This window comes from Ectopseudomonas alcaliphila, assembly GCF_900101755.1.
Classification (GTDB): domain Bacteria; phylum Pseudomonadota; class Gammaproteobacteria; order Pseudomonadales; family Pseudomonadaceae; genus Aquipseudomonas; species Aquipseudomonas alcaliphila.
Genome location: NZ_FNAE01000003.1, coordinates 323,324 through 336,772, shown reverse-complemented (window position 1 = coordinate 336,772; position 13,449 = coordinate 323,324). Strand labels below are relative to the sequence as shown.

Here is a 13,449-nt window from a genome sequence, read left to right as displayed (position 1 = left end):
ATCGGCGCGAGTTGCGCCTCGTTCGTTGCGTATAAATGAAAAGAGCCCGCAATCGCGGGCTCTTTTGCATCAGTCGTCGTAGCCCAGGTTGGGCATCAGCCAGCGTTCGCTGACGCTGATGTCCTGCGCCTTGCGCGCGCTGTAGCTTTCGATCTGATCCTTGTCGACCTTGCCCACGGCAAAATACTGCGCCTCGGGGTGGGCGAAGTACCAGCCGGACACGGCGGCGGCCGGGAACATGGCGTAGTGCTCGGTGAGGAACACGCCGCTCTGGCCAGCCTTGTGGTAGTCGGCTTCCGGGTCGAGCAGCTTGAACAGCGTGGCCTTCTCGGTGTGATCCGGGCAGGCCGGGTAGCCAGGGGCAGGGCGGATGCCCTTGTACTGCTCGCGGATCAGCGCCTCGTTGTCCAGTTGCTCGTCCTTGGCGTAACCCCAGTATTCCTTGCGTACGCGCTCGTGCAGCCATTCGGCGCAGGCTTCGGCAAGGCGGTCGGCCAGGGCCTTGACCATGATCGAGTTGTAATCGTCGCCCTTGGCCTCGTAAGCCTTGGCCACTTCCTCTGCGCCGATACCGGCGGTGGTGATGAAGCCGCCGACGTAGTCGGTCACGCCACTTTCTTTCGGCGCGACGAAGTCGGCCAGCGACAGGTTCGGCTTACCGTCGGGCTTGATGGTCTGTTGGCGCAGGTGGTGCAGGGTGGCCAGGGGCTTGCCGTCGTCACCGTAGACTTCGATATCGTCATGCGCGACCTGGTTGGCGGGCCAGAAACCGAAGACGGCGCGCGCCCTGATCAGTTTCTCGTCGATCAGTTTCTTCAGCATCGCCTGAGCGTCATGGAACAGGCTGGTGGCCGCTTCGCCGACCACTTCATCGGTGAGGATGCGCGGGTATTTGCCGGCCAGGTCCCAGGAAATGAAGAACGGCGTCCAGTCGATGTATTCGGCCAGCACGTTGAGGTCGATGTCATCCAGCACCCTGACGCCGGTAAAGCTCGGTTTCGGTGCGGTGTGGCCCGACCAGTCGAACTTTGGCTTGTTGGCGATGGCGTTGTCGTAACTCAGGCGTTCGGTGCGCGAGGCGCGGGCTGAGGTGCGCTCACGCACCACCACGTACTCATCGCGGGTACGCTGCACGAAGTCGGGCTTGAGTTCCTTGGACAGCAACTGGGTGGCCACGCCGACCGCGCGCGAAGCGTCGGTGACGTAGATCACCGCATCATTCTTGTACTGCGGGTCGATCTTCACCGCCGTGTGCGCCTTGGAGGTGGTGGCGCCGCCGATCATCAAGGGCAGGGTAAAGCCCTGGCGCTGCATTTCCTTGGCGACGTGCACCATCTCGTCCAGCGACGGGGTGATCAGCCCGGACAGGCCGATGATGTCGCATTTTTCTGCGATGGCGGTCTGCAGGATCTTTTCTGCCGGCACCATCACGCCCAGATCGACGATGTCGTAGCCGTTGCAGCCCAGCACCACGCCGACGATGTTCTTGCCGATATCGTGCACGTCGCCCTTGACCGTGGCCATGAGGATCTTGCCCTTGGCCTCCGGCTTGTCGCCTTTCTCCGCTTCGATGAAAGGAATCAGGTGGGCCACGGCCTGCTTCATCACCCGCGCGGACTTGACCACCTGCGGCAGGAACATCTTGCCCGAGCCGAACAGGTCGCCGACCACGTTCATGCCACTCATCAGCGGGCCTTCGATGACTTCAATGGGGCGCGCGCACTGCTGGCGGCACTCCTCGGTGTCTTCGACGATGAAGGCGGTGATGCCCTTGACCAGCGCATGTTCCAGGCGTTTGTCGACCGGCAGCGAGCGCCATTCCTCGTTTTCGACTTCCTTGACGGCGCCGTCGCCCTTGTATTTGTCGGCGATGGCCAGCAAGGCATCGGTGCCGCCCGGGGTGCGATTGAGCACCACGTCCTCGACCTTGTCGCGCAGTTCCTTGGGAATCTCGTCATAGATTTCCAGCTGGCCGGCGTTGACGATGCCCATGGTCAGGCCGTTCTGGATCGCGTAGTAGAGGAATACCGAGTGAATCGCCTCGCGTACCGGATTGTTGCCACGGAAGGAGAACGACACGTTGGACACGCCGCCCGAGCTCAGCGCGTAGGGCAGGTTGTCGCGAATGAAGGCGCAGGCTTCGATGAAGTCCACGGCGTAGTTGTTGTGCTCTTCGATACCGGTGGCGACGGCGAAGATGTTCGGGTCGAAGATGATGTCTTCCGGCGGGAAGCCCACTTCATTGACCAGAATGTCGTAGCTGCGCTGGCAGATTTCCTTCTTGCGCGCGGCCGTGTCGGCCTGGCCGACTTCGTCGAAGGCCATTACCACCACGGCGGCGCCATAGCGCTTGCACAGTTTGGCGTGGTGCTTGAACTGCTCGACGCCTTCCTTCATGGAAATGGAGTTGACGATGCCCTTGCCCTGGATGCACTTCAGGCCCGCCTCGATCACTTCCCACTTGGAGGAGTCGATCATGATCGGCACGCGGGAGATATCCGGCTCACCGGCGATCAGATTCAGGAAGCGAACCATGGCCGCCTTGGAGTCGAGCATGCCCTCGTCCATGTTGATGTCGATCACCTGGGCGCCGGCTTCCACCTGTTGCAGGGCGACTTCCAGGGCCTCGGTGTAGTTCTCCTCGCGGATCAGCCGGGCGAACTTGGCCGAACCGGTGATGTTGGTGCGCTCGCCGACGTTGACGAACAGCGAACTGCGGTCGATGGTGAAGGGCTCCAGGCCCGACAGGCGGCAGGCCTTGGGAATCTCCGGAATGGCACGCGGCGGGTATTTGCCGACCGCCTCGGCGATGGCCTGGATATGCCCGGGGGTAGTGCCGCAGCAGCCGCCGATGATGTTGAGAAAGCCGCTGGCAGCGAATTCTTCGACCACAGCAGCCATTTCCGCCGGACTTTCGTCGTACTCACCGAAGGCGTTGGGCAGGCCGGCGTTGGGGTGGGCCGAGACGTGGGTGTCGGCCTTGTTGGCCAGCTCTTCCAGATACGGGCGCAGGTCCTTGGCGCCGAGGGCGCAGTTCAGGCCGACAGAGATGGGGTTGGCGTGGCGTACCGAGTTCCAGAACGCCTCGGTGGTCTGGCCGGACAGCGTACGGCCGGAAGCGTCGGTGATGGTGCCGGAAATCATGATCGGCAGCTCGACGCCATCTTCATCGAACACCTGCTGTACGGCGAAGATCGCCGCCTTGGCGTTCAAGGTGTCGAAGATGGTCTCGATCAGGATCAGGTCGGCGCCGCCTTCGATCAGGCCGCGAGTGGCCTCGGTGTAGTTCTCCACCAGTTCATCGAAGGTGACGTTGCGGTAGCCGGGGTCGTTGACGTCCGGGGAGATCGAGCAGGTGCGGCTGGTAGGGCCCAGGACGCCTGCGACGAAGCGCGGGCGATCGGGGGTTTCCAGGGTCTTGGCGTCGGCCACTTCACGGGCCACGCGGGCACCGGCGACGTTCAGCTCGAAGGCCAGGCCTTCCATGCCGTAGTCAGCCTGAGACACCTGGGTAGCGTTGAAGGTGTTGGTTTCCAGAATGTCGGCGCCGGCATCCAGGTAGGCCTTCTCGATAGCGGCGATGATCTGCGGCTGGCTGAGCAGCAAGAGGTCGTTGTTGCCTTTAACGTCGCTCGGCCAGTCGGCGAAGCGCTCGCCACGGTAGTCGGCCTCTTCCAGCTTGTAGCTCTGGATCATGGTGCCCATGCCGCCATCGAGGATCAGGATGCGCTCCTTCAGGGCTTGCTGGAGGGCTTGGAGGCGGGCGCTACGATCGGACATGAGGACTACCTGAGCAAAGCGGAAACAAGGTGCGCGATGATAGCAAAGCTGCAGGGTTCTGGAGCGTTGCGGGTGTTTTCATGAATTTCATTCATGTTGCCGTGGGCAGCGTCTCGTTAGAATTGCCACCATCGCAATCAGAGACGTTGTCATGCTCAAACCTGCTGCTCTATTTCTTCTTTCTTGCGCAGCCGGTCTGGTCCGTGCGGACGCTATTTCCTACATCGACGACGTACAACCCATCCTCACCCACAAGTGCGTGGCCTGCCACACCTGCTATGACGCACCGTGCCAGCTCAACCTCGGCAGCGCTGAGGGCATTGCCCGCGGCGCCAGCAAGCAGTTGGTGTACGACGGTACCCGCAGCAAGGCGCAAGCGACCACACGACTTTATCTGGACGCCCAAGGCGAAGCAGCCTGGCGTCAGCGCGACTTTCATTCGGTGCTCGATGGCGAGAATGGCCAGGCGGCGCTGATCAAACGCATGCTGGAGTTAGGCCGCAGCCAGCCGCTGGAGGCCAATGCCAAGCTGCCCGACAATCTCGATATCGCCATCACTCGCAGCAACAGTTGCTCATTGCCAGATGAGTTCGCCGCTTACGCGCAGAAGAATCCCCATGGCGGTATGCCGTTCGCCGTTACCGGCCTCAGCGATGGCGAGTACGCCACCCTGGAGCAGTGGCTGGCGCAGGGCGCACCGGTCGCCGAGCAGGTAGTCAAACCCAGCGCGGTCGAATTGCGCCAGTTAGAGCAGTGGGAGCACTTCATGAACGCGCCTGGTGCGCGCCAGAATCTGGTCTCGCGCTGGCTGTACGAACACCTGTTCCTGGCGCACCTGCACTTCGAGGGCGGTGAGCCTGGGCACTTCTTCCAGATGGTGCGCTCGCGTACCCCCAGCGGCAAACCCATCGATCCTATCGCTACGCGCCGCCCCAACGACGATCCGGGCACCGAGTTCTACTACCGCCTGTGGCCGATCCAGGGCGTGATCGTGCACAAGACGCACATCACCTATCCGCTGGGCGACGCTAAACTGGCACGGGTGCAGGAGCTGTTCTTCGGTGAGGACTGGGCACTGGACGCTGTACCCGGTTACGGCGCACAGCGCCGCGCCAACCCCTTCGAAACCTTCGCCGCGATTCCGCCGCGGGCGCGTTATCAGTTCATGCTGGATAACGCCGAGTACTTCGTCCGCACCTTTATCCGTGGCCCGGTGTGTCGTGGGCAGATCGCTACCGACGTGATCCGTGACAACTTCTGGGCCGTGTTCCAGGCGCCGGAGCACGATCTCTACATCACCGATGCCGATTACCAGCGCGAGGCCACGCCACTGCTGGCCATGCCCGGCCAGCTCGACGATATCGGCGATCTGCTGGGCCTGTGGCGCAACTATCGCAACAAGCGCAATGACTACGAGAACCTGCGCAAGGACGCCTACGCCGCTGCTTCTCCAGCGGACTGGTCGCATATCTGGAGCGGTAACGACAACGCGCTGCTGTCGATCTTTCGTCAGCACGACAGCGCTTCGGTACGCAAAGGCCTGCTCGGCGAGATCCCGCAGACCCTCTGGTGGCTGGATTACCCACTGCTGGAGCGCACCTACTACCAGTTGGTGGTCAACTTCGACGTGTTCGGCAACGTCTCGCACCAGGCGCAGACGCGCCTGTACTTCGACCTGATTCGCAACGGCGCCGAGGTGAATTTCCTCCGTCTGCTGCCGGCACGCTCGCGTGAGGCTTACCTGGATGACTGGTATCAGAACAGCGGCAAATTGAAGATGCTGATGGACTACACCACGGTCGATCATCGCTCGCCGAGCGCCATTGGCCTGACCGGCAACGATCCGAAGAAGCAGTTCGCCACACAGCTGCTGCAGCGCTACGCCACGCTCAATGCGCGTCCTGACCCGATCAACCGCTGCACGGGCGCCTATTGTTATCGGGAAGGTTTGCCCAGGGAGTTACAACATGCCGAACAGACGTTGGCGCGTCTGACCAGTCGTCCGGCGGGCGGCCTGCGGGTCATCGACCAGTTGCCGGAAGCGACGATGCTGCGGGTGGAGTTGAGCGATGGCTCGCGCGAAATCTACAGCCTGCTGCGCAATCGCGCGCACAGCAACGTGGCGTTCATGCTGGGCGAGGAACTGCGCTATCAACCGCGTCTGGACACCCTGACCATCTACCCTGAAGTACTGAGCAGCTACCCGAATTTCCTGTTCACCGTTAAAGCGGGTGAGGTGGATGCCTTCGTCAGGCAGATGGAGGGTGTCAGCGACGCCAAGTCCTTCGAGCGTATCGTCGAGCGCTGGGGAGTACGGCGCAGCCATCCCGAGTTCTGGCGCTATTTCCACGATCTCGCCGAGCATATTCGTGAAACCCAGCCGTTGGAGGCGGGCGTGCTGGACATGAACCGCTACCAGAACCTCTAGCCGACTCTTGAGCAACCAGGCGCGTCGTTCAGCCTTTCCTTCGCCGACCTTTCTTCCACGGCTGCGGTCGGACCCTGTGGCTGCCTGATTCGGGCGGCCCGGTTTCGAATTCAGCGAAAGGGGGAATGGCGGTTTCATGCTGGTTTCTGTGCAGGCTTTACGGGCGTTGGCGGCCTGGGTTGTGGTCTTTCATCACGTCATGCAGGTGTTCTTCGATTTTCAGGCCGACAGTTTCGTCGGTCGTTTCTTCGCCGAAAGGGGCGCCGTTGGTGTCGACATTTTTTTCGTCATCAGCGGGCTGGTGATTTATCTCTCCACCCAGGGCAAGCGCATCACGCCCTGGCGTTTCATGCTCAGTCGCGTGGTGCGTATCGTACCGGCCTACTGGCTGTACTCGTTGATCGCGGCGCTGATCATCGCCTTTGCCAATCCGGTGATGCCGGTACAGAAATTCGACCTGCATCATCTGCTGCTCTCTCTGCTCTTCATTCCGGCCGAGAACCCCGGCGGGTTTGGTCTCTATCCCACGCTCAATGTCGGCTGGACGCTGAATTACGAGATGTTCTTCTACCTGCTGTTCGCCCTGGCCTTCATGCTGACCGAGCGACTGCGTCTGCTGTTTATCGTCCTTGCCCTGGCCACCTTCAGCCTGCTGGCGACCCAGCCATGGATGAGCGATTTCTACCGCAACAGCATCGTCTACGAGTTCGTCTTCGGCATGCTTCTGGGGGCGATTTACAAACGGGGCTGGATTCGCCAGGGCCTGTGGTTGCCGCTGCTGGTCATCGCCGCTGCGCTGCTGGCCATCCATCAAGTCGACAGCTCCATGCGCCTGCTGCATTGGGGGCTACCGAGCACGTTGATCGTGGCGGCCTGTATCGCCATGGAACCCTGGTTCCAGGACAACCGACTATTGAGGCACATGGGTGACTGCTCGTACTCGGTGTATCTGCTGCATGTGATCGTCCTGTCGCTGGGCTGGTACCTGCAGGCCAGTCTCGACCTCGCTCCCGCTCTCGTCATCGCTGCCTGCATACCGGTGATCGCCCTGGCTGCATGGGCCAGCTATGAGCTGATCGAAAAGCGTTTCTTCGTTTGCGCCAAGGTCTGGGTCGGGCAGCGAGCCGATCAGAGCCGGCTGCAGTCGCTATCCTGAGTAAATTAGTAGGACTATATTCAGGTCGTCACTTGGCGTACAATCCGCCGCATGACCGTGAGGAGTAGCCATGAGCGCCATCATCATTACCCAAGCTGCCGAAGATTACCTGGCTGAGCTGCTGAGCAAGCAGGACACTCCGGGTATCGGCATCCGAGTTTTCATCACCCAGCCAGGTACGCCTTACGCGGAAACCTGCATTGCCTACTGCAAGCCGGGTGAGCAGAAGCCTGAAGACACCGCCGTTGGTCTGGCCAGTTTCACCGCCTGGATCGATGGCATCAGCGAGCCTTTCCTGGAAGACGCAGTCGTCGACTATGCAACCGATCGTATGGGCGGCCAGCTGACCATCAAGGCGCCGAACGCCAAGGTGCCGATGGTCAACGAAGACAGCCCGCTCAACGAGCGCATCAACTACTACCTGCAGACCGAGATCAACCCCGGTCTTGCCAGCCACGGCGGCCAGGTCACGCTGATCGACGTCGTCGAAGAGGGCATCGCGGTGCTGCAGTTCGGTGGCGGTTGCCAGGGCTGTGGTCAGGCTGATTACACCCTCAAGGAAGGCATCGAGAAAACGCTGCTCGAGCGCATTCCAGAGCTCAAGGGTGTGCGCGATGTGACCGACCACAGCAATCGCGAGAACGCCTACTACTGACAGGCGCAGTACACATGAAAAAGGGGCGACCGGAGTCGCCCCTTTTTCATTTCAGACCTTGAGCACGCGTTTGCTGGAGGCGGGGAAGCGTTCGAGCTTCTCGGGCGGGCGAATCGGGCGCTTCACCAGTTCGCCACCGCAGTTCGGGCAGCGTAGCGCCAGGACGGATTCGGCGCAGGAGCGGCAAAAGGTGCACTCGAAGGAGCAGATCAAGGCGTCAACACTGGCTACAGGTAGATCGCAGTCGCAGTTCTCGCAATTGGGGCGCAGTTCAAGCATGGCGCTAGGCTCGGCACAGTGGGTGATCGCAGCAGTCTGCAGTCGCCTCAGGCTAAGCGCAACGGGCAAATCTGGGGGCGCGCAAGGCGCCCCGAAAACGACTTACTCCGGCATGCTCCACGGCGCCAGATCGAAACCTTTGCGGCTCAGCTCATCGCGCGAGCGCTGCAGCGCATCTTCCAGCTGTTGCGGGTCGCTGTAGGTGGCGCTGGACAGCTGGGTGCGGCCGAGCAGGCGGGTATTGGTACGGTCGATGACGCTGATGCTGACGACGCCGGTGCCGTCCTGCGGAGCCCAGGCCACGCACTGGAACGGGCGGAAGGCGCGATCGGCAATCAGCAGGGCTTCGTTGAAACGCAGCGGTGTGTTCATGGGGTCGGTTTCTCCGAGTTGATCCCAACAATCAATGGCGGCCAACAGGTTATTGATGTTGGCCTTTCAATGTTGTTGATGAACTCAGCAGACCCATAAGTCACACATAGCTGAAAAAAGTTTTATTACCGGCGTAGTGTGCCTTGATGAAAACTTCTGGCGTCTCGCCGGCTACAACTTTCTACTGCGAAAGTTCCACCTCTGTTTCTTGCGTAACTGGCTGCGGCGCAGCGCTAGCAGGGGCTGGGGCGTTGCGCTGATGACGATAGGCGCTTACCGCCTCATATACCGACTTGCGCAAACGGTTTATGCCACCGATAGGCCGGTGTTCGGGAAGTGCATGCCAGGGGTTGAAGGACAAATTGTCGCAGAACAGGTTTTGTTCGCGGCTATCGAAGTCCTGAGGCTGTACGGTAATACGCGCAACGCTCTCGAAGGGCGATATCTTTTCACTCCATTCGACAGTCGGATCTTCGATGGGCATGTAGTACTGCGCGTTCTGCTTTTGCACCTGAAGTTCAAAACAGGCCGGTGCGCGGTCCAGTGACAGTTGCTGGTAAAGCGCATTGCGCAGGAAATTGGGCAGGTCGGTGTTTTGTTCCGGCAGCTCGTAGGGTGGGCAATTCTGTGGGGCGGGTACCACGCGGTACTTGATGTTCAACTCGCCGAGCTTGAACGGCGCGATGGAGTTGTAGGTGGTGGCCACGGGGCTTTCTGGCGCCGGAGCCAGGGTCTTCAGGGCGATGAACAGGTGGCGCACTTCCCAGGTGCGCGGATCCCAACTGGGGAAGAAGGCCAGAGCCTTCTTGCCATCGGCCTGGGCGGCGAAGTTGGTGCGGTACTCAGCCACGTCGCGAACGAAGAACGCCGGATGGTTGAACATCACGAAATCCTGCTCGCCAGTATGCGCCGGGCTCTTCATGAGCTTCTCGCCAGGCACGTCGAGCAGTTTGATGGCCATGCCGCGGGCATCGCGGGCACGGTCGAACTGCGGGTAGGCGTTGCCGTTGGACAGGCGCATCCAGGCCTGCCAGGTGTGCCCAGGCTCACTGAACACACCTTGGCGCAATGATTCGTCCAGAGTATCCAGCACCTGTACCTCGGCTTTGACACAGCCATGGGCCTTGGCGTGGGCGTCGCGCAGCACGCGGGTGTTGTCACGGTGCTGTTCGACGATGCGTACCGCATCTTCGATGATCAGCCTGGTCAGCACTGGTTCATCCGCGGCAATCTGTTCCTGCGTGGAGACCGGGCCGGAGAGTTTCCAGGCGTAATAGGCTTCGCCCAGCCCCCAACCAACCAGGCCGACCAGGCCGATGGTGAGCAGCAGTTTACCGAGCAGGCGACCGAGCCAGAGCCAGAAGCGTTTCAACATCGTTGCAATCCTTGTTCTCGAACCTATTGGTTGAAATCAGCCTTCGCAGCTCGGGCCGGGTGTCCAGGCTTGTACCGGCACGTCACTGAGCTGGGTTTCCAGGTCTGCGTTACCGAGCACCTTGAGGTATTCGATCAGGGCCAGGCGCTCGTCCGGCGCCAAGGCGCGCCCGATGACGCCCTCCTGGCGGCAGCCATCGCGGAACTCGTGACCACCATTACCATTGCCGGTGACGCGGGTGTCGAGCAGGAAGCCGCCTGGGAACTTGTCGCTGCGATAGCCCACGCGTACCGGGTCGAATTCGAAGTTGCCGACCCAGAACTGGGCCTGCCGCTCGTAAACGGGGGAGAGCAGCTCGAACAGGTTGGGCACCGAGCCGTTGTGCAGGAAGGGTGGGGTAGCCCAGATGCCGTCGAGTGGGCGGGCCTTGTAGCCGCGCTTTTCCTGAACGCCGATGGGCAGGCCGTAGCCATCCATTTCCTTGCGTTGGCGCGGGCCGATGCCGGCGTCCTGATAGGCGCGGTTCTCCACGTAAGCGGTGATGTAGGCCAGGCCCTTGGCGCTGGAAATGCTCTTGAAGTCGACCTCATCGAGACTGGAGCCAAACAGCTGCACGTCCAGACGTGCCAGCTCGGCCTTGGTCCAGCCCAGGCGGCTGATGTCGAAGCGATGATCGGCGATGTTGTCGGCTGTGGTCGGGTCGGTACCGACGATGCTGATCGGTACGACGCGCATCTTCCACTCGGGATCGCGTGACGGTGCCAGGCGCTGGTCGCGCGGCTTGGGATCGGGGGCATGGCAATAGGCGCAATTCTCGGTGTAGAGCGCTTTGCCACGGCTGGCCAGAGGCAGATCCACCTTGCCGAATACGGCTTCCGGCCACTTGGGTGGCTGCAGCCGCTTCAAGGTTTCCTCCAGGGTGTAGAGGTCATGCAGGCGCACGCTGGAGGCGTAGCGATCAGCTTCGGCGACGCCTTTGCCGTGTTCGTCGAGCAGATGCAGGCTGGCACCGACGCCAAGGGCTTCGCCAACGTTGCGCGCCATCGGCTGCATGGCCGAGCCATTCCATTGCACCCAGTCGAACTTCCAGATGTCCCAGAGTTGCGGGTAGCTGACCGGTGCATTGGCGACGCGGTAGTTGGCGTCGTCCAGAACATCGCCGAATACGGTGTTGGCGATACGACCGAACGCATCGGTACGGCCAAAACCTTCTTCGGTCGGGTACAAGCCGCGGTGCCAGTCGTTGAAAGCAGTCGCCAGCAGCCGGTCGAGCACCTGCTTGAAGTCCTCGCGCAGTTGGTCACGGCCCTGCGGGTACTGATCACCCAGAACTTCCTGAGCAAAGCGGCGGAATTTCAGCGGGTTGTAATAGGTGAAAGCCATGCTCATGCCCAGCGCCTGGCCGAAACCGCCGCCGCGCAGGGTCGGCACGGTGGAGGCGAGGGAGTGCAGGGCGGCCCCCCCGTCGATGCGCACGGCCTGGCCTTTGTAGCGCAGTTCACCGGTATGGCAGGCGGCGCAACTGATATCGAGAAAGTGCTCGCCGCTTTCGCTGTCCTGATGACGGGTAAAGCCGACCGGCAGATTGCCGGGATTCAGATCGCTTGGCTGTTGCTTGGGATCGGTGAGAAAGCCGAAGCGGGCCAGATAGTCGAGACGGGCGAACTTCTCGGTGCCGAACGGCATTTCCAGAGCGCTGAACCAGTCATAACGCAGACCTTTAACCGTGGTGCCCTGCGGCGTGTAGTAATAGGTCTGGCGCTGCTCTTCGCTCCATTGCTGCAGATAGTGCAACTCGCTGGGCTGCTGATAGGTCGGGAGATTGGGGTTGGCCACGTAATACAGCGCCACGGCCAGGCCGATCAGTGCCAGCAAAATGACGAGTTTCAGAGTACGGCGAAGCAGACGCATCAGAGACATCCTTGTAGCGTTCTTATTAATCGGCCTGTTATGCCAATACTGCAGGCTATTGGCAAGGTGCCATCGCCGTGATCATGAAAACTCTGCAATAACCAGCAGGAACAACGGATATAGAGAAATGATCCATGGAGCGTCAAAGTTCTTGCTAACTTTACGTTTGCGAGCGCCAAATTGTTGTTTTTATTGGAATTACAAAATAATGGCGCCAAGGATGGGATATGTTGGAGGCTGTTTCCGTCGCATCCCGGCAATTACTGGTGCTCGAACCTTTCGATGCATGCGAGACGCTGTTTCAGCCTTTGCAGGCGGCTGGCTGGACCTTGCAGCGCTGCACGCCAGAGACGCTCAACGACCATGCCGGCGATGCACTCCTGCTTCACCTCGATCAGCAACCGAGTCATGCGCTGCTCAAGCAGTTGCAACTGACTGGGCTTGGTTGCGTAGTGCTGGCGGATGCCGGGTGCTTGATGCAGGTTGACCGCGATGAACTGGTCGGCGAATGGTTCTTCGCTGCGCTGCCATTGCCGGTGGAAATGCCCCGCCTACTGGAAACCTTGCAACAGGCGCAGGCAGGCACTCGCTTGCTCGGATTGACAAGCGGAGGACAGTTGCCGGCGTTTCTCGGCAACTGTGGTGCAGCGCGCAGTCTGCGCCGGCAGCTGGTTCGCCTGGGTCATATCGATGGCCCGCTACTGGTGAGCGGGGAGCGTGGCAGCGGCAAGCATCTTCTGGCACGGTTGCTCCACCAGCGTTCATCTTTTGCGGCGCAGGCCATGCGCGCTATCGACTGTGCCGAGCGATTCGACGACGCTGCTCTCGCCGCATCAACTGTCACCACCGTGCTGCTCGAAAATGCATCCCGGCTTTCTGAGGTGGAGCAGCAAAGGGTGCTGGACCACCTGCAGCGCCATCCTCAGGCACATCTATTGACTCTGGACCGAGGCGAGTTGGTGCAGGCACTGTTGCAGGGAGGTTTCAGGCGGGACCTGTTTCAGCAACTGGCGGTGCAACAACTGCAAACACCGAATCTGCGCGAGCATCCTGGTGATCTGTTGCTGCTGGCCGAAGCGTTCGCCAACCAGCACGGAGCGGTGATCGGGCGGCATCATCGGCGTTTCAGCGAAGAAGCGATAGACGCCATGACCAGCCATTCCTGGCCAGGTAACGTGCGCGAGCTGCGCAATCGCGTGGTGCGCGCACTGGTGCTGGCTCAAGGGCGACAGATTCTGGCAGCCGACCTTGGCTTGCGCCCGGCACAGGCGAGCAGCGACGCACCGGTGACGCTGGAGGATTACATACTACGGGCCGAACGGCAGGCGCTGAACGACGTCCTGGGCCGCTACAGCAACAACATGAGCCAGGCAGCGCGAACGCTCGGAGTGTCTCGGCCAACCTTCTATCGCCTGCTGCACAAACACCGCCTGCGCTGAGGCTCATGGCTGTAACGCTTGAGAAACACTGCTAAGGTGCTCGGCAAACCTATC

The 13,449-nt window shown here is 61.0% G+C and carries 9 protein-coding genes; 4 read left to right on the top strand and 5 right to left on the bottom strand.

Annotated features, from left to right (window positions below; genetic code table 11):
* Positions 1-69: 69 nt before the first annotated feature.
* Positions 70-3,780: a methionine synthase gene (metH, locus tag BLR77_RS13245; protein ID WP_074678471.1), complete on the bottom strand. Its 3,711-nt coding sequence runs from the start codon at positions 3,778-3,780 to the stop codon at positions 70-72.
* 151 nt (positions 3,781-3,931) lie between these two features.
* Here metH and BLR77_RS13240 point away from each other — a divergent pair, with 151 nt between their 5' ends.
* From BLR77_RS13240 to nfuA, 3 genes are all read left to right on the top strand, one after another.
* The gene (locus tag BLR77_RS13240) at positions 3,932-6,208 is read left to right on the top strand and encodes a fatty acid cis/trans isomerase (RefSeq protein ID WP_074678469.1); all 2,277 of its coding nucleotides are present in this window, start codon (positions 3,932-3,934) and stop codon (positions 6,206-6,208) included.
* Between the two features lie 136 nt (positions 6,209-6,344).
* Complete coding sequence (locus tag BLR77_RS13235; protein ID WP_074678467.1) at positions 6,345-7,364, top strand: acyltransferase family protein; 1,020 nt, start codon at positions 6,345-6,347, stop codon at positions 7,362-7,364.
* A gap of 70 nt (positions 7,365-7,434) precedes the next feature.
* Entirely contained in the window at positions 7,435-8,019 is a 585-nt protein-coding gene (gene nfuA, locus BLR77_RS13230; protein ID WP_072424033.1) for a Fe-S biogenesis protein NfuA, read from the top strand.
* 51 nt (positions 8,020-8,070) lie between these two features.
* On the opposite strand, the gene BLR77_RS13225 is transcribed toward nfuA, so the two are convergent.
* From BLR77_RS13225 to BLR77_RS13210, 4 genes are all read right to left on the bottom strand, one after another.
* Positions 8,071-8,298, bottom strand: a complete 228-nt coding sequence (locus BLR77_RS13225; protein ID WP_074678465.1) for a DUF1272 domain-containing protein — start codon at positions 8,296-8,298, stop codon at positions 8,071-8,073.
* A 102-nt stretch (positions 8,299-8,400) separates the two neighbouring features.
* Positions 8,401-8,670, bottom strand: a complete 270-nt coding sequence (locus BLR77_RS13220) for a hypothetical protein (protein WP_074678463.1) — start codon at positions 8,668-8,670, stop codon at positions 8,401-8,403.
* A 181-nt stretch (positions 8,671-8,851) separates the two neighbouring features.
* A complete protein-coding gene (locus BLR77_RS13215) occupies positions 8,852-10,045 on the bottom strand; it encodes a catalase family protein (protein WP_074678461.1) in 1,194 nt (397 codons plus the stop codon).
* Positions 10,046-10,081: 36 nt separating this feature from the next.
* Entirely contained in the window at positions 10,082-11,956 is a 1,875-nt protein-coding gene (locus BLR77_RS13210) for a di-heme-cytochrome C peroxidase (protein WP_074678459.1), read from the bottom strand.
* A gap of 227 nt (positions 11,957-12,183) precedes the next feature.
* On the opposite strand from BLR77_RS13210, the gene BLR77_RS13205 reads away from it, so the two are divergent.
* Positions 12,184-13,395 carry a sigma-54-dependent transcriptional regulator gene (locus tag BLR77_RS13205; protein ID WP_174578063.1) on the top strand — a complete coding sequence of 404 codons (1,212 nt, stop codon included), beginning with the start codon at positions 12,184-12,186 and terminating at the stop codon, positions 13,393-13,395.
* The last annotated feature ends 54 nt before the right edge of the window (positions 13,396-13,449 follow it).